The organism is Streptomyces sp. STR69 (genome assembly GCF_024519455.1).
Classification (GTDB): domain Bacteria; phylum Actinomycetota; class Actinomycetes; order Streptomycetales; family Streptomycetaceae; genus Streptomyces.
This window is the reverse complement of sequence record NZ_JALJRY010000049.1, coordinates 1-16,696: the sequence shown is the minus strand read 5'-3', so window position 1 is coordinate 16,696 and position 16,696 is coordinate 1. Positions and strand designations below refer to the sequence as shown.

16 protein-coding genes are annotated in these 16,696 nt (G+C 70.0%); 7 read left to right on the top strand and 9 right to left on the bottom strand.

Features of this window, described 5'->3' with window-relative positions; genetic code table 11:
• The first annotated feature begins 70 nt into the window (after positions 1-70).
• Positions 71-1,525 carry an LCP family protein gene (locus tag OC490_RS47130; RefSeq protein ID WP_262064221.1) on the top strand — a complete coding sequence of 485 codons (1,455 nt, stop codon included), beginning with the start codon at positions 71-73 and terminating at the stop codon, positions 1,523-1,525.
• A 78-nt stretch (positions 1,526-1,603) separates the two neighbouring features.
• Here OC490_RS47130 and OC490_RS47125 read toward each other — a convergent pair whose 3' ends face one another.
• Positions 1,604-2,128, bottom strand: coding sequence for an acyl-CoA thioesterase (locus tag OC490_RS47125; protein WP_093627275.1), 525 nt, complete (start codon positions 2,126-2,128; stop codon positions 1,604-1,606).
• A 118-nt stretch (positions 2,129-2,246) separates the two neighbouring features.
• Between OC490_RS47125 and OC490_RS47120 the strand changes: the two genes are divergently transcribed.
• A complete protein-coding gene (locus OC490_RS47120) occupies positions 2,247-3,539 on the top strand; it encodes an LCP family protein (RefSeq protein ID WP_262064220.1) in 1,293 nt (430 codons plus the stop codon).
• 72 nt (positions 3,540-3,611) lie between these two features.
• On the opposite strand, the gene OC490_RS47115 is transcribed toward OC490_RS47120, so the two are convergent.
• A complete protein-coding gene (locus tag OC490_RS47115) occupies positions 3,612-4,769 on the bottom strand; it encodes an acyl-CoA dehydrogenase (RefSeq protein WP_262064219.1) in 1,158 nt (385 codons plus the stop codon).
• A 178-nt stretch (positions 4,770-4,947) separates the two neighbouring features.
• On the opposite strand from OC490_RS47115, the gene OC490_RS47110 reads away from it, so the two are divergent.
• Positions 4,948-6,291, top strand: coding sequence for a UDP-glucose dehydrogenase family protein (locus OC490_RS47110; RefSeq protein ID WP_262064218.1), 1,344 nt, complete (start codon positions 4,948-4,950; stop codon positions 6,289-6,291).
• A 189-nt stretch (positions 6,292-6,480) separates the two neighbouring features.
• Here the strand turns inward: OC490_RS47110 and OC490_RS47105 are convergent, their stop codons facing one another.
• Positions 6,481-6,981 carry a CGNR zinc finger domain-containing protein gene (locus OC490_RS47105; protein WP_262064217.1) on the bottom strand — a complete coding sequence of 167 codons (501 nt, stop codon included), beginning with the start codon at positions 6,979-6,981 and terminating at the stop codon, positions 6,481-6,483.
• An 84-nt stretch (positions 6,982-7,065) separates the two neighbouring features.
• Between OC490_RS47105 and OC490_RS47100 the strand changes: the two genes are divergently transcribed.
• Both OC490_RS47100 and OC490_RS47095 read left to right on the top strand, forming a co-directional pair.
• Positions 7,066-7,431 carry a VOC family protein gene (locus tag OC490_RS47100; RefSeq protein ID WP_262064216.1) on the top strand — a complete coding sequence of 122 codons (366 nt, stop codon included), beginning with the start codon at positions 7,066-7,068 and terminating at the stop codon, positions 7,429-7,431.
• A gap of 29 nt (positions 7,432-7,460) precedes the next feature.
• Positions 7,461-7,844: a VOC family protein gene (locus OC490_RS47095; RefSeq protein ID WP_262064215.1), complete on the top strand. Its 384-nt coding sequence runs from the start codon at positions 7,461-7,463 to the stop codon at positions 7,842-7,844.
• Between the two features lie 10 nt (positions 7,845-7,854).
• Here the strand turns inward: OC490_RS47095 and OC490_RS47090 are convergent, their stop codons facing one another.
• The 4 genes from OC490_RS47090 to OC490_RS47075 all read right to left on the bottom strand — a co-directional run bounded on the left by OC490_RS47090 (position 7,855) and on the right by OC490_RS47075 (position 12,009).
• A complete protein-coding gene (locus OC490_RS47090; RefSeq protein ID WP_262064214.1) occupies positions 7,855-8,997 on the bottom strand; it encodes a dipeptidase in 1,143 nt (380 codons plus the stop codon).
• A 131-nt stretch (positions 8,998-9,128) separates the two neighbouring features.
• A complete protein-coding gene (locus tag OC490_RS47085; RefSeq protein ID WP_262064213.1) occupies positions 9,129-10,325 on the bottom strand; it encodes a dipeptidase in 1,197 nt (398 codons plus the stop codon).
• Positions 10,326-10,330: 5 nt separating this feature from the next.
• Entirely contained in the window at positions 10,331-10,873 is a 543-nt protein-coding gene (gene purE, locus OC490_RS47080) for a 5-(carboxyamino)imidazole ribonucleotide mutase (RefSeq protein ID WP_262064212.1), read from the bottom strand.
• Entirely contained in the window at positions 10,870-12,009 is a 1,140-nt protein-coding gene (locus OC490_RS47075; protein ID WP_262064211.1) for a 5-(carboxyamino)imidazole ribonucleotide synthase, read from the bottom strand. The genes purE and OC490_RS47075 overlap by 4 nt, the downstream gene beginning before the upstream one ends.
• Positions 12,010-12,185: 176 nt before the next feature.
• Here OC490_RS47075 and OC490_RS47070 point away from each other — a divergent pair, with 176 nt between their 5' ends.
• Positions 12,186-12,695, top strand: coding sequence for a GtrA family protein (locus OC490_RS47070; protein WP_262064210.1), 510 nt, complete (start codon positions 12,186-12,188; stop codon positions 12,693-12,695).
• A 22-nt stretch (positions 12,696-12,717) separates the two neighbouring features.
• On the opposite strand, the gene OC490_RS47065 is transcribed toward OC490_RS47070, so the two are convergent.
• Positions 12,718-13,995 (bottom strand): ATP-binding protein, encoded by a 1,278-nt coding sequence (locus OC490_RS47065; RefSeq protein ID WP_262064209.1) that lies wholly within the window; start codon positions 13,993-13,995, stop codon positions 12,718-12,720.
• 6 nt (positions 13,996-14,001) lie between these two features.
• The gene (locus OC490_RS47060) at positions 14,002-14,679 is read right to left on the bottom strand and encodes a response regulator transcription factor (RefSeq protein WP_174447603.1); all 678 of its coding nucleotides are present in this window, start codon (positions 14,677-14,679) and stop codon (positions 14,002-14,004) included.
• A gap of 332 nt (positions 14,680-15,011) precedes the next feature.
• Here OC490_RS47060 and OC490_RS47055 point away from each other — a divergent pair, with 332 nt between their 5' ends.
• Entirely contained in the window at positions 15,012-16,508 is a 1,497-nt protein-coding gene (locus OC490_RS47055) for an oligopeptide:H+ symporter (RefSeq protein ID WP_262064208.1), read from the top strand.
• The last annotated feature ends 188 nt before the right edge of the window (positions 16,509-16,696 follow it).

Here is a 16,696-nt window from a genome sequence, read left to right as displayed (position 1 = left end):
CGGTGGTATCAGATCGTATGGGCCTACGGTGCTCAAGATCCCACGTACGGCCCTCGCGGAGGTGTCCCCCATGCCCACGCCGCCCCGCCGCTCTCCCGCCGCCCGTCCGCCGCAGCGCCGCCCACGGCCCCCCGTACGGCCCAAGAAGCCGCGCTGGGCCATGCGGGCGGCGACGACGCTGTCCGTGGTGGTGCTCGCGTCCGCCGGGATCGGGCACGCGGTGGTCACCAGCCTCGACGCGGACATCGCCCGCGTCGACCCCTTCAAGGACATGAAGAACCGCCCCCGCGCGGGCCACGGCATGAACGTCCTGCTCGTCGGCACCGACGGCCGCGACAGGATCACCGAGCAGGAGCGGCACAAGTACCACCTGGGCGGCGCGCCCTGTCACTGCACCGACACCATCATGATCGTGCACATCTCGGAGGACCGGGAGCGGGCCAGCGTGGTCAGCCTGCCGCGCGACTCCTACGCCGAGACGCCCCCGCACACCGACCAGACCACCGGCGCACGCCACAACCCGCACCCCATCAAGCTCAACGCGGCGTACGCGGAGGGCGGCCCCAACCTCACCGTGCAGACCGTCGAGAGCATGACCCACGTGAAGATCGACCACTACCTGGAGGTCGACTTCACCAGCTTCATGAAGACGGTCGACGTCCTGGGCGGCGTGAAGATCTGCACCGCCGAACCCCTGAAGGACTCCTACACGGGTCTCGATCTGCCCGCCGGCGCGCACACCCTGATGGGCGGTCAGGCCCTCCAGTACGTCCGCTCGCGGCACGTCGATGGCGCCTCCGACCTCGGCCGCATGAAACGCCAGCAGCGCTTCCTCGCCGCGCTGATCGACCAGGCCACCTCCTCCGGGGTGTTGCTGAACCCGCTGAAGTTCCGTGACGTGACCCGCGCGGTCCTCGGCTCGGTCCGCGCGGACAAGGGCTTCGGCACCGACGAACTCCTCGACCTCGGCCGCGCGATGCGCACCTTCTCGCCCTCCTCCTCCGAGTTCACCACCGTGCCCATCGGACAGATGGGTTACGTCGTGAAGGGCATCGGTTCCACCCTGAAGTGGGACGAGCCGAAGTCGGCGAAGCTCTTCGAGGCCCTGCGCGACGACAAGCCGCTGACCGTGCACCGGGCGCCGCGCGCCAACGCCGTGAAGGTGGATGTGGCCCCGCAGCAGATCCGGGTCCAGGTGGAGAACGGGACGGCGGCGGCCGGCCTCGGCAAGCGGGTCGACGCGGCACTGGCGGCGATCGGCTTCCGTACGACACATCTGCCGGTGAGCGCCGCCGACCACGCCGTACGACGGACGGTCGTCACCTACGACCCCCGCTGGGACCGGTCCGCGAAGTCCCTCGCGGCGGCGCTGCCCGGGAGTGAGCTGCGGGCGGTGAAGGGGCAGGGGCCGCTGCTGAAGGTGATCGCCGGGAGCGACTTCAAGCAGGTCGTGCGGGTGCGGGCGGCGGATGTGCCGCAGGGCGGGTTCGGGGTGGTGACCGGGGACGAGGTGGGGTGCTCCTGAAAAAAGTGTGTCACTTTAGGCGATTTCCGTGACACTTTTTCGGAGAGGGTCCCCCGCCCCGGCCCGACAGGACCCAGGTCAGTCGTCGAGGCCCTCCGCCGCCCGCTTCTCGCGCAGTTCCATGATCGCGCGGCGGCGCGACAGCCGGTGGGTGCGGCGGATCTGAGCCTCCTGGCAGCGGCGCTCGTCACGCTCGGTCTCGGGGATCACCGGCGGCACGGCCCGGGGCCTTCCGTCGGCGTCGACGGCGGCGAACACCAGATACGCCGAGCCGACCTGGGTGGCCGGGGTCGACTCGTTCCAGCGCTCGGCCAGGACCCGCACGCCGACCTCCATCGAGGTCCGGCCGGTCCAGTTGACCTGCGCCTTCACATGGACGAGGTCGCCGACCCGGACCGGTTCCAGGAACGCCATCTCGTCCATCGACGCGGTGACCGCCGGTCCGCCGCTGTGCCGCCCGGCGACCGCGCCCGCCGCGTCGTCGACCAGCTTCATGATCACACCGCCGTGCACGGTCCCCAGCAGGTTCGTGTCGGCATTGGTCATGATGTGGCTGAGGGTGGTGCGGGAGGCGGACGTCGGCTTGCCCGGCAGATCTGTCATGGTCATCACCCTATGCCGGTGGACATCTGCGGACTTTGTGTTGGCTTCGCAACAGCAGTGCCCTGATTTTCCTACGACCCTTGTATTGGGCATGGTCGCAACCTGCACACTGGGCCCCATGAACGATTGGCCCGAGGGATGGTCCGGCGGCAACCGCGGCAACGAGTACGGACGCGGTGGCGCGAACGCACAGCCGGAGAGCGCACGCGTGATGCGCCAGGTACGACGCGGCCCGCAGGCCCCGCCGTACGGCGCCGGAGTCCCGCCGCAGCCGTCGTACACGGGCGGCCAGGGCTATGACGAGGGCCAGCAGGGCTACGGCCAGGGCGGCTACGACAACGGCTACGACGGCTACAACACCGGCCAGGTCTACGGCGGCGGTGGCCCGGCCGGACCCGAGGGCCCGGACGGCGGGCGCGGTCCGCGGCGCGCGCCGAACTGGAGGCGTCGTATCAAGTGGACCGCGATCACCGTGGTCACCGTGCTGGTCGTGACCACCATCGGCACCTACTTCTGGGCCGACTCCAAGCTGAACCGCGATGTCGACCTGTCGAAGGTGATCGACCGGCCGGCGGGCGGCGACGGCACGAACTACCTGATCGTCGGCTCCGACAGCCGCGAGGGGCTGACGGCCGCCGAGAAGAAGAAGCTGCACACCGGTTCCGCGGCGGGCAAGCGCACCGACTCGATGATGATCCTGCACGTCGGCGACAGCGGCGACACGCTCATCTCGCTGCCGCGCGACTCGAACGTCACGATCCCGTCGTACGTGGGCTCCACCTCGGGCAAGACGTACAAGAACACGGGCCGCCAGACGAAGCTCAACGCCGCGTACGCGGAGGACGGGCCGACGCTGCTCGTCCGGACCGTCGAGTACAACATGGGCCTGCACATCGACCACTACGTCGAGATCGGCTTCAACGGCTTCGCGGACATCGTGGACGCGGTCGGCGGGGTCACCATCGACATCGACAAGGGCTTCAAGGACTCGTACTCGGGCGCCGACTTCAAGGCGGGCAAGCAGACGCTGAACGGCGAGGAGGCCCTGGCCTTCGTCCGGACCCGGCACGCGTTCGCCGCCTCCGACCTGCAGCGCACGAAGAACCAGCAGAAGTTCCTGTCCGCCCTGGCCCACCAGGTGGCGACGCCCGGGACCCTGCTCAACCCCTTCAAGCTCTACCCGACGCTCGGCGCCGGCCTGGACTCCCTGTCCGTCGACAAGGACATGTCCCTCTGGGACCTGGCGTCCATGTTCTGGGCGATGAAGGGCGTCAGCGGCGGCGACGGCACCTCGATGAACATGCCGATCTCCGGCTCCACCGGCGGCAACCTCATCTGGGACAAGGCGAAGGTCAAGACCCTGGTGAACGAGCTGAACAACGACCAGAAGGTCACGGTCTCCGGCAACTGACGCGACCGGTGGCACGAAGAAGGGGGCCCTTGTCGGACAAGGGCCCCCTTCTTCATGCCAACTCCGGTGCCTTTACGGCAGGTTGCGCGCCATCACGATCCGCTGGACCTGGTTCGTGCCCTCGTAGATCTGGGTGATCTTCGCGTCGCGCATCATGCGCTCGACCGGGTAGTCGCGGGTGTAGCCGTAGCCGCCGAGGAGCTGGACCGCGTCGACGGTGACCTCCATCGCCACGTCCGAGGCGAAGCACTTGGCCGCCGCGCCCTGGAAGGTGAGGTCCTTGTCGCCGCGCTCGGACTTGGCCGCCGCCGCGTAGGTCAGCTGGCGGGCGGCCTCGATCTTCATGGCCATGTCGGCCAGCATGAACTGGATGCCCTGGAAGTCGGCGATCGGCTTGCCGAACTGCTTGCGCTCCTTGACGTAGCCCTTGGCGTAGTCGAGGGCGCCCTGCGCGATGCCGAGGGCCTGTGCCGCGATCGTGATGCGGGTGTGGTCCAGGGTCTTCATCGCCGTGGCGAAGCCGGTGCCCTCGGCGCCGATCATGCGGTCTGCCGGGATACGGACGTTGTCGAGGTAGACCTCGCGCGTCGGGGAGCCCTTGATGCCGAGCTTCTTCTCCGGGGCGCCGAAGGAGACACCCTCGTCGGACTTCTCGACCACGAACGCGCTGATGCCCTTGGAGCGCTTCTCGGGGTCCGTCACCGCCATCACCGTGTAGTACTCGGAGACGCCCGCGTTGGTGATCCAGCGCTTCACGCCGTTGAGGACGTAGTGGTCGCCGTCACGGACCGCCTTCGTCTTCATGCCGGCCGCGTCCGAGCCCGCGTCCGGCTCGGAGAGGGCGTACGAGAACATCGCGTCACCCTTGGCGAGCGGCGTCATGTACCTCTTCTTCAGGTCCTCGGAGCCCGAGAGGATCACGGGGAGCGAGCCCAGCTTGTTCACCGCCGGGATGAGGGAGGAGCTGGCGCACACACGGGCCACCTCCTCGATCACGATCACCGTGGCCAGCGCGTCCGCGCCCGCGCCGCCGTACTCCTCGGGCACGTGGACGGCGTGCAGGTCGTTCGCCACCAGGGCGTCGAGCGCCTCCTGCGGGAAGCGGGACTCCTCGTCCACCGCTGCGGCGTACGGCGCGATCTTCGCCTCGGCCAGTGAGCGGATCGCGTCGCGGAGCATGTCGTGCTCCTCTGACGGGCGGTACAGGTCGAAGTCAGCCGATCCGGCCAAGGTCTCTCACGCTCCAAGGACGCTGTGATGACGGTGCTAATTACTGTTAAGTAACCCAAATTTTAGGGGCCCGCCCACGGGAGTGATACGTGAGCTTGGCGACAGGGGGAAAGTTGCCCGTCAGGACCTCCGACTATGCTCGGGCGCGCATCGCCCCCGTACCCCTTCTGGAGCATTCATGGCCCTCAAGATCACCGTGATCGGCACCGGCTACCTGGGCGCCACGCACGCCGCGGCCATGGCCGAGCTGGGCTTCGAGGTGCTGGGTCTGGACGTCGTACCCGAGAAGATCGCGATGCTCCAGCGGGGTGAGGTCCCGATGTACGAACCGGGGCTCGAGGACCTGCTGCGCAAGCACGTCGCCGGTATCGAGGGATCGAGCGGGCGGCTGCGCTTCACCATGGACTGGGCGGAGGTCGCCGCGTTCGGCGATGTCCACTTCGTGTGTGTGAACACCCCGCAGAAGCACGGGGAGTACGCCTGCGACATGAGTTACGTCGATGCCGCCGTCGCCTCGCTCGCACCGCATCTCACCGGCCCCGCGCTCGTCGTCGGCAAGTCCACCGTGCCGGTCGGCTCGGCGGACCGGCTGGCCGCCTATCTCGCCGCGCACGCGCCCGCCGGCACGGACGCCGAGCTGGCCTGGAACCCGGAGTTCCTGCGCGAGGGCCTCGCCGTCGAGGACACCCTGCGCCCGGACCGGATCGTGGTCGGCGTACGCAGCGAACGGGCCGAGAAGCTGCTGCGCGAGGTGTACGCGGTGCCGGTCGGGGCCGGGACGCCGTTCGTGGTGACCGACTTCCCGACCGCCGAGCTGGTGAAGACGGCCGCGAACTCCTTCCTCGCCACCAAGATCTCCTTCATCAACGCGATGGCCGAGGTCTGCGAGGCCGCCGACGGCGATGTGGTGAAGCTGGCCGAGGCGATCGGGCACGACGAGCGGATCGGGAAGAAGTTCCTGCGGGCCGGGATCGGCTTCGGCGGCGGCTGCCTGCCCAAGGACATCCGGGCCTTCATGGCGCGCGCCGGTGAACTGGGCGCCGACCAGGCCCTGACCTTCCTCCGCGAGATCGACTCCATCAACATGCGGCGGCGCGGCCAGATGGTGGAGATGACCCGCGAGGCGCTCGGCGGCGGGTCCTTCCTGGGCAAGCGGGTCGCCGTGCTCGGCGCGACCTTCAAGCCCGACTCGGACGACGTCCGCGACTCCCCCGCGCTGAACGTCGCCGGCCAGATCCACCTCCAGGGCGGCCAGGTCACGGTCTACGACCCCAAGGGCATGGACAACGCGCTACGGCTGTTCCCGACGCTCGGCTACGCCGACACCGCCGTGGAGGCCGTACGGGGCGCCGATGTCGTCCTGCACCTGACGGAGTGGCGGGAGTTCCGCGAGCTGGACCCGGCGGCGCTCGGCGAGGCCGTACGCGCCCGGGTGGTCCTGGACGGGCGCAACGCGCTCGACCCGCAGCTGTGGCGGAAGGCGGGCTGGACGTTCCGCGCGATGGGCCGCCCCACCGCGTAACACGGCGCGAGCCAAGGCGACGCCGGTCCGGCCGAGGCTCAGTCGGCCGGACCGGCGTCTGGCTGCATTCTGCACCACTGGGCTGCGCTCGGCGCCCGGACCGCTCAAGTCACCTCCGGCCAGGCCCTGTCGCCGAATTCCCGTCGTCCGCCCGGAGGGCGGGCGGGAACTTGACGACAGGGCCTAGGGCTACTTGGCCCGGTACCGGCGCATCTTCGCGCGCGCCCCGCACACCGCCATCGAGCACCAGCGCCCCCGGCCCGCCGGACTGCGGTCGTAGTACGCCCAGTGGCAGGTCGGTGCCTCGCAGGCCTTCAGGCGGGGCCAGGTGCCCGCGACGAGGGACTGGGCGATCGCCGCCGCGACACGGGAGAGCAGGGGTTCCGGGTCGGCGGGCGCGAGGCGGGCGGAGCCGTCGTGGGCGTCGAGCGCGAGCAACAGCGGGGCGCGCGCGAGGAGTTCACCGAGCGGGGGCACGTCCTGGTGCGCGGGGTGGCCCGCGTGGGCGAGCAGGGTGGCGCGCAGGGACTCGCGGAGTTCACGGGCGTGCGGGACCTGGTGCGCGGTGAGTCCGAAAGGGGCCCGGCCGTCCTCCGTGTCGAGTGCGTCGGTTCCCGCCTCGATGTCCAGCGTGTTCACCAGGGCCTCGATCAGGGCCAGGTCGCCGGGCGCGGGAACTCTCTCACTCATGCTTGCGACGTTACCTCCTATGCGGGAGCATGAGGTAACCGTTACCGGCTGACGCCACATATGGGTAACCCGAAGGAGTCCGTCATGGCCATCGCCAAGCTGGGTACCGTCGTCCTGGACTGTCCCGACCCGCGCGCACTCGCCGCGTTCTACGCCGGCGTCCTGGGCGGCACCGTCGAAGCCGAGGACGGCGGCGACTGGGTGGACCTGACCGCGCCCGGCGGCCAGACGCTGGCGTTCCAGGAGGCACCCGGGCACGTACCGCCGAAGTGGCCCGCGCCCGGCGACTCGCAGCAGTTCCACCTGGACCTGACCGTGGAGGACCTGGACGCGGCCGAGAAGGGCGTCCTGGCGCTCGGCGCGACACCGCTGGACACCGACGACCGCTCGCGCGCCTGGCGGGTGTACGCCGACCCGGCGGGGCACCCGTTCTGTCTCTGCGCCTGCTGACGTCGGTCCCGGAAATTCTGGAGGTCGCCTTGAGTGCCGTAGCACGTTTCCGTTCCACCGTGATCGACTGCCCGGACCCGCTCGCGCTCGCCGCGTTCTACGCCGGCGTCCTGGGCGGCACGCCCCGCGCCGCCGACGAGGAGTGGGTCGTCCTCGACATCCCGGACGGGCCGCGGATCGCCTTCCAGCGGGTGACGGAGTACGTCCCGCCCGAGTGGCCGCGCGCGGACCGGCCGCAGCAGTTCCACCTCGACTTCGACGCCGGGTCGACCTGGGAGGAGATCGAGGCGGCGGAGAAGGCCGTACTGGCGCTCGGCGCGCGGCTGTTGGAGCGGCAGGACAAGGAGGACTTCCGGGTGTACGCCGATCCGGCGGGGCATCCCTTCTGCCTCTGCCGGATCGACCACCCGTAGAACGGCTCGGCTAACCGTCCAGCTCGGCGATCTTCGCCGTCGACGGCTCGCGGCGCTGCTGGGCGGCGCGGGCCGTGAAGTCGGCGCTGCGCAGGGCGCGTTGGACGTTGCCCCAGCTCAGCAGCGCGAGGTCGGGCTCGGACCAGCCGCGGTGGATGAGTTCGGCGAAGAGGCTCGGGTAGCAGGAGGCGTCGGCGAGGTCCTGCGGGTGGGCGGTGCCGGCGTCGTAGGTGCCGGACAGGGCGACGGACTCCGGGCCCGCGACCCGGCAGACGTGGTCGAGGTGGTCGGCGACGTCCCGGACCGACGGGCCGGTCTGTTCGGCAGTGAGCGGCACCATGCACAGGCCCTTGGCGGCGCCGACCGCGGCGAGGAGTTCGTCGGGGAGGTTCGCCGGGTGGGGGCGCAGGGTGCGGGCGGCGGAGCGGGTGAACAGCACCGGTGCCTTCGAGGCCGCGAGCGCGCGGCGGATCGTCTCCTCGGAGGCGCCGGAGAGGTCGGCGAGCACCCCGAGCCGGTTCATCTCCCGGACGACCTCCTCGCCGAACCGGGTCAGCCCCGCCTCGCTCGCCCAGGACACCCCGGACAGCGTGAGGACCCGCAGCCCCAGCGCGTGCAGCGAGCGCAGGATGCCCAGCGAGTCACCGAGCGCGGCGGCTCCGGCGGGGCCCAGCAGCACGGCGACACGGCCGCAGTTGCGCACGTCGGTGGTCTGCCCCGCGGTGTACGCCAGGCGCAGGCCCTCGGGATGGGCACGGACCACCGTGTTCACCAGGTCCAGCTGCTCCAGGGTGGCACCGACCGCCCGGTCCCCGGCCAGCCCCTCGGGCAGGTGCAGCGACCAGAACAGCGCGCCCACATGCCCCTCCCGAAGCCGCGGCACATCGGTGTCCACGGAACTCTCCCCCAGCTCCAGGTCGAACCACGGCAGATGCCGCAGCGCCCACGGCAGCCCGCTGTAGCCGTCGGCGACCGGGTGCGCGGCGAGGATGGCCCGGGCGCGCTCCAGCGGGGCCGCGGCCGGGTCGGAGACGGGGTCGTACGGTTCCGGGGTGTCCGGCGGGAACGGCCCCGCGGGAAAGGGCTCATGGACCAGGTCGTCGAGCTCGCCGACCTCGGTCGTCGCGTGCAGTTGGTCCTGGAGGTCGGCCATGGCGGGCTCCGTACGTCGTTACGGCAGTACGGTCACCGTCGCACGCCGACGAGGGGGCTTCCTGGTGGGCGGGGCGTTCGGGGTACGGCGCGGAAGTGGGCACTCCCGCGCCGCGCCGGTCACCCCGTTCCTCAGCCGTCCAGCGACTGGATCGTCGCGTTGGACGGCCCCCGCGTCGCCTGGACGTCCCGCGCCACGTCCTCCGCCGCGCCCAGCACCCGTACCGCGTTCTGCCAGGTCAGCTTGGCCAGGTCGGTCCTGGACCAGCCGCGGTCCAGCAGTTCCGCGATGAGGTTCGGATAGCCCGAGACGTCGTTCAGCCCGTCCGGGGTGAAGGCCGTCCCGTCGTAGTCGCCGCCGATGCCGAGGTGGTCGACGCCCGCGGCCTCGCGCATGTGGTCGAGGTGGTCGGCGACCGTGGAGACGGTGGCGACCGGACGCGGGTTGAGCTCCTCGAAGGCGCGGTGCACCTTCATCGCCTCGGCGGTGGTCTCCAGGTGGTGCAGCCCGTGCGCGCGCATGTTGTCGTCGGCGGCGGCCGTCCAGTCGACGGCCGCCTGGAGCACGAACTTCGGCACGAACGTCACCATCGCCATACCGCCGTTGGCGGGCAGCCGCTCCAGCACGTCGTCCGGGATGTTGCGCGGGTGATCACAGACGGCCCGCGCCGACGAGTGCGAGAAGATCACCGGCGCGCTCGTCTCGTCCAACGCGTCGCGCATCGTCGTCGCCGCCACGTGCGAGAGGTCGACGAGCATGCCCTCGCGGTTCATCTCCCGCACGACCGCCCGGCCGAACGCCGACAGTCCGCCGACCCCCGGTTCGTCCGTCGCCGAGTCCGCCCACGCCACGTTGTCGTTGTGGGTGAGCGTCATGTAGCGGACGCCGAGGGCGTACAACCCCCGCAACGTACCGAGGGAGTTGGCGATCGAATGCCCGCCCTCCGCACCCATCAGCGAGGCGATACGGCCCTCCGCGCGCGCCGACTCCATGTCCGCGGCGGTCAGCGCGGGCGCCAGGTCCTGCGGATAGCGGGCCAGCAACTGCCGTACGCAGTCGATCTGTTCGAGCGTCATCGGCACCGGGTCGGGCAGGTCCGAGCGGACGTACACCGACCAGTACTGCGCACCGACCCCGCCCTCGCGCAGCCGCGGGAGGTCGGTGTGCAGATGCGCGTTCTGGTGTACGGCGATGTCGCGGGCGTCGAGGTCGTAGCCGACCTGGTTGCGCAGCGCCCAGGGCAGGTCGTTGTGCCCGTCGACGACCGGGAACTCACGGAGCAGTTCCCGGGCCTGACCGAGTGACGTCGTCCCCGTCGTCCCCGTCATCCCGGTCACTTCCCGAAGCCGAAGCCGCTGCCGCCGGCGCCGCTCTCGACCTTGGCGCGCAGCCGCTTGCCCTTCTCGGTGGCCTGGTCGTTCAGCTCCTGCTGGAACTCCCGCATACGGACGAGGAGTTCCTCGTCGTGGGTGGCCAGGATGCGGGCGGCGAGCAGGCCCGCGTTGCGCGCGCCGGCGACCGAGACGGTGGCGACGGGGACACCGGCCGGCATCTGCACGATGGAGAGCAGCGAGTCCATGCCGTCCAGGTACTTCAGCGGTACGGGGACGCCGATCACCGGCAGCGGGGTCACCGAGGCCAGCATGCCCGGGAGGTGGGCGGCACCGCCCGCGCCCGCGATGATCACCTTGAGGCCGCGGCCGTCGGCCTGCTCGCCGTACGTGATCATCTCGCGCGGCATGCGGTGCGCGGAGACGACGTCGACCTCGTAGGCGATCTCGAACTCGTCGAGCGCCTGCGCGGCGGCCTCCATGACGGGCCAGTCGGAGTCCGACCCCATGACGATTCCTACGACGGGTCCTGCGACGGAGCTCATTCGGTGATCGTGCCTCTCAGATAGCCGGCTGCGTGGCGGGCGCGGTCCAGGACGTCGGCCAGGTCGGTGCCGTAGGTGTTGACGTGGCCCACCTTGCGGCCGGGCTTCACGTCCTTGCCGTACATGTGGATCTTCAGCTGGGGGTCGCGGGCCATGCAGTGCAGATACGCGGAGTACATGTCCGGGTAGTCGCCGCCCAACACGTTGCACATGACGGTCCAGGGGGCGCGGGCGCGCGGGTCGCCCAGCGGGAGGTCGAGGACCGCGCGGACGTGGTTGGCGAACTGGCTGGTGATCGCGCCGTCCTGGGTCCAGTGACCGGAGTTGTGCGGGCGCATGGCGAGTTCGTTGACGAGAATGCGGCCGTCCGCGGTCTGGAACAGCTCGACGGCGAGATGGCCGACGACCCCGAGCTCCTTGGCGATGCGCAGCGCCATCTCCTCCGCCTGGAGGGCGAGGGACTCGTCGAGGTCGGGGGCGGGCGCGATGACCGTGTCGCAGACGCCGTTCACCTGCTGGGACTCGACGACCGGGTAGGCGACGGCCTGGCCGTGCGGGGAGCGGACGACGTTCGCCGCCAGCTCCCGCACGAAGTCGACCTTCTCCTCGGCGAGCACGGGGACACCGGCCCGGAAGGGCTCGGCAGCCTCCTCCACGGAGTCGACGACCCACACGCCCTTGCCGTCGTAGCCGCCGCGGACGGTCTTGAGGACGACCGGGAAGCCGTCCCCTTCCTCCGCGAAGGCGACCACGTCCGCCGGGTCGGCGACGATGCGGTGCCTAGGGCACGGCACACCGATCTCGACGAGCTTCGCCCGCATCACACCCTTGTCCTGGGCGTGCACGAGCGCGTCCGGGCCCGGGCGCACGGGGATGCCGTCCGCCTCCAGGGCGCGCAGATGCTCGGTGGGTACGTGTTCGTGATCGAAGGTGATCACATCGCAGCCCCGCGCGAAGTCACGCAGCGTGTCGAGGTCGCGGTAGTCGCCGATGACGACATCGCCGACGACCTGCGCCGCGGAATCCTGAGGGGTGTCACTGAGGAGCTTGAATCTGATGCCGAGCGGGATGCCCGCCTCGTGTGTCATACGAGCGAGCTGCCCCCCGCCGACCATGCCGACTACCGGGAACGTCACTCCCCCAGGGTATCGGTCACGCCACGGCGGCCCGATTTCCGTACCTCTTACCGTTCTTTTCCGGGTCTCTTCCCGACCTGTGAGCGGCTTCACGGGCGGCGGAGGAATGCGATGGTTAGCATGGCTGGGTCGACGAATCCGCGATGACACCCGAGATGACAGGGGCCTGCACACCCATGGAACGTGGTTCCGAAGGGCCTTTCAAACGGCTCGCGCGCGAGGTCGCCAAGTTCGGCGCGGTGGGCGTGGTGGGCACCGTGGTGAACTTCGCGGTCTCCAACCTGCTGTGGCATCTGACCAGCCTGCAGGCCGTGCGCGCCAACGTGATCGCCACCGTCGTCGCCATCGCGTGCAACTACGTCGGCTTCCGCTACTTCACCTACCGCGACCGCGACAAGAGCGCCCGCACCAAGGAACTCACCCTGTTCCTGGCGTTCAGCCTGGTCGGCCTGGTCATCGAGAACGGCGTCCTGTTCGCGGCGATCTACGGCTTCGGCTGGGACAGCTCGCTGCAGCGCAACGTCTTCAAGGTGCTCGGCATCGGCATCGCCACACTGTTCCGCTTCTGGTCGTACCGCACCTGGGTGTTCAAGGCGCTGCCGGCCGAGGAAGAAGCCGGGGCCCCGGTCGCTGAGGCCTTCCCGGAGCCGAGGCCGCTGCCCCGCCCCAAGCAGCACGTGAGCTGAACCACCCCGCCCGTCGCCGCTCTCAGCGGACCGTGGGCTCCTCGTCCTGCACAGGCAGCCGCTTCGTCGGCGCCGTACGCGAGAGGAACAGCCCGAACACCGGCGGCTGCAGCTGCAGCATCTCCAGCCGGCCGCCGTCCGCCTCCGCGAGGTCACGGGCGACCGCAAGGCCGATCCCCGTGGAGTTGCGGCCGCTGATCGTCCGCTCGAAGATCCGCGCACCGAGATCGGTCGGAACCCCCGGACCCTCGTCCGTGACCTCCACGACGGCCTGATTGCCGGTGACCCGGGTGCGCAGGGCGACCGTGCCACCACCGTGCATCAGGGAGTTCTCGATCAGCGCGGCCAGCACCTGGGCGACCGCGCCCGGAGTGCCGACAGCCTGCAGATGCCGCTTGCCGGAACTGACGATCGCGCGGCCGGAGCTGCGGTAGGCGGGCCGCCACTCGGCGAGCTGCTGCTGGATGACCTCGTCGAGGTCGAAGGAGACGGCGGAGCCGGTACGGGGGTCACGCGCGTTGGTCAGCAGCCGCTCCACGACGTCGGTGAGCCGCTCGACCTGCGTGAGCGCGATCGTCGCCTCCTCCTTCACCGTGTCCGGGTCGTCCGTGAGGGTGATCTCCTCAAGGCGCATGGACAGCGCGGTCAACGGCGTACGCAACTGGTGCGAGGCGTCGGCGGCGAGTCTGCGCTCGGCGGTGAGCATGCGGGCGATGCGCTCGGCGGAGGAGTCGAGGACATCGGCGACCCGGTCCAGCTCCGGGACGCTGTACCGCTTGTGCCGGGGCCGCGGGTCACCGGAACCCAGCCGCTCGGCGGTCTCCGCGAGGTCGGTGAGCGGCGAGGCGAGCCGGTTGGCCTGCCGTACCGCGAGCAGTACGGCGGCCACCACGGCGAGCAGCGCCACGGCGCCGATGATGAGCAGCGTCCGCCCGACCTCGCGGGTGACGTTCGAGCGCGGCTCCACCACGGTGACCGTCTCGCCCTCCTCGCCCTTGGCTGTGGAGTGGATGACATCACCCGTCGGCTTGGTGCCGACCTCGATCACCGGGTCGCCCGGGATGCGGATCACGGCGTAGCGATCCTCCGTGACCTGCGTGCGCAGCACCTCCGAGTCGACGATCTCCGCGCCGAGGATCCGGCTGTCCACGATGCTCGCCAGCCGGAGCGCCTCGGAATCCACACGTTCCTGGGCGCTGTTGCTGATCGTGCGCGTCTCGACGATGACAAGGGACACACCGAACACGGCGATGACCACGAGCACCACGGCGAGCGTGGACTGGATGAGCCGACGGCGCACGGGGTGCTAGCTCTTCTCGAAACGGAACCCGACACCCCGCACCGTGGCGATGTACCGGGGGTTGGCCGCGTCGTCGCCGAGCTTCTTGCGCAGCCAGGAGATGTGCATGTCGAGGGTCTTGGTGGACGACCACCACGTGGTGTCCCAGACCTCGCGCATCAACTGGTCACGGGTCACCACCCGCCCGGCGTCCCGCACGAGCACCCGCAGCAGGTCGAACTCCTTGGCGGTGAGCTGGAGTTCCTCGTCGCCCATCCACGCACGGTGCGACTCGACGTCGATCCGGACGCCGTGCGTGGCGGGCGGCTGCGCGGGCTCGGCGGCGCCGCGCCGGAGCAGGGCCCGGACACGGGCGAGCAGTTCGGCGAGCCGGAAGGGTTTGGTCACGTAGTCGTCGGCGCCCGCGTCGAGGCCTACGACGGTGTCCACCTCGTCGGCGCGCGCGGTCAGGATGAGGATGGGGACGGTGTGGCCTTCGGCGCGCAGTCGGCGGGCCACTTCAAGGCCGTCCATGCCGGGCAGGCCCAGGTCCAGGACACACAGGTCGATGCCGCCCTGGATGCCGGCATCGAGCGCTGTCGGTCCGTCCTCGCGCACCTCGACCTCGTAACCTTCCCGTCGCAAAGCGCGGGCCAGCGGCTCCGAGATGGACGCGTCGTCCTCGGCGAGCAGTACACGGGTCATGAGGTGATGGTAGTCCGCCTCGGACAGCGGTCGGGGTGTGATCGCCACGAGTGATTCTTACCTTGGGGCAAGACGGGTGTGCTCCGGTGAAGGATGTGGTCGGAACCTGTGCCTGTGGGGTGTCATCCTGATATCCACCTTCGAATCGGCGCCTGCGGTTCCACTTCTCCCTGTGATCCGCGCCTCAAGTCCTTCCATATCCGGCAGTGTCCTGCCGTATGGTGACCTGACCGCTTGTAGTGGCACCGGGGACCTTTGGCGAGCATTTACTGCTGAAGGTCTTTTTTGTGTGCGGCCCCCGGCCAACAAGGCCCGACCAGCAAGGATCGACCATGGCGTCCAGCCTGACGAAGGACTCGGTGACTCCGGGCACCCCCGGTTCCGAGAAGACCTTCTTCGGCCACCCCCGCGGACTGACCACGCTCTTCATGACCGAGATGTGGGAGCGCTTCTCCTACTACGGCATGAGGGCCCTGCTCCCCCTGTACCTGGTCGCCCCCGGCGGCCTCCACCTGAGTGCGGCCACCGCTACCGCGATCTACTCGGTGTACCTGTCCCTCGTGTACCTGCTCGCCCTGCCCGGCGGCTGGTTCGCGGACCGCGTCCTCGGCCCCCGCAGGACCGTCGCGGTCGCCGGCGTGATCATCATGCTCGGCCACCTCACGCTCGCCCTCCCCACCTCGGGCACGTTCTTCGCGGGCCTCGGCCTGGTGGCGATCGGCTCGGGTCTCCTGAAGGCCAACATCTCCACGATGGTCGGCCACCTCTACGAGGGCCCCGACGACCCGCGCCGCGACGGCGGCTTCACCCTCTTCTACATCGGCATCAACGTCGGCGCGTTCGCCGCACCACTGGTCATCGGCACCGTCGGCGAGAACGTCAACTGGCACCTCGGCTTCGCGCTCGCCGCGGTCGGCATGGCGCTGGGCCTCGCGCAGTACCTGCTGGGCACCCGCCACCTCAGCTCCCGCTCGGACGTCGTCCCCACGCCGCTGTCCGCCGAGGAGAAGGCGGCCACGCTGCGCAAGTCGGGTCTCTGGGCGGCCGTCGCGATCGTCTTCTACGCGGTCGTCGGCTTCTCCGGCCACTACACGCTGAACTGGCTGCTGGTCCCCATCACCGTCGCCGGTCTGCTCATCCCGGTGCTGGTCATCGCCCGCATCAAGCGCGACAGGACCCTCGACCGCGCCGACCAGTCGAAGATGTCCGCGTACATCTGGTTCTTCGTCGCCGCGGCCGTGTTCTGGATGATCTACGACCAGGGCGGCTCGACGGTGTCCCTGTTCGCCGACTCCTCCGCGAAGAACACCGTGTTCGGCTGGGACTTCCCGGTCTCCTGGTACCAGTCGGTCAACCCGGTCCTCATCATGGCCCTCGCCCCGGTCTTCGCCTGGGCCTGGCTGGCCCTGGCCCGCCGCGGCAAGGAGCCGAGCACGGCGACGAAGTTCGCGATGGGCCTGATCCTGATCGGCGCGTCCTTCTTCCTCTTCCTGGCCCCGCTCGCGATCGCCGACGGCGGTCACAAGGCGGCGGCGATGTGGCTCGTGGCGATCTACTTCGTCCAGACGGTCGGCGAACTGACCCTCTCCCCCGTCGGCCTGTCGGTCACCACGAAGATGGCTCCGGCCAAGTACGCCTCCCAGATGATGGGCGTCTGGTTCCTCGCGGTCACGGCGGGCGACGCGACGACGGGTCTGCTGTCGATCGCCGGAGTGGACCTGAACAAGACGGGCATCGTCGCGTTGCAGGCGGTGCTTGCGGTGCTCGCGGGTGCGGCGGTGTGGATGTACCGGAAGAAGGTGCGGGAGCTCATGGGGGATGTGCACTGACGCCGGGGTTCGTGCTGTCGGTGTTTTGAAGGTGCTGGTTGGCCACTCGCTTCTTTGCCAGTGTCGGGCTTCCACGGACCGAGTAAAGGGCGCTCCGCTTCGCTACGCGTCGGCTACGCCGATGACCCTCCGGGTCACCCTTGACTAGGTCCGCTCCAGCCCGTCTTAGAAGCGAGCGAGCGGCCGGG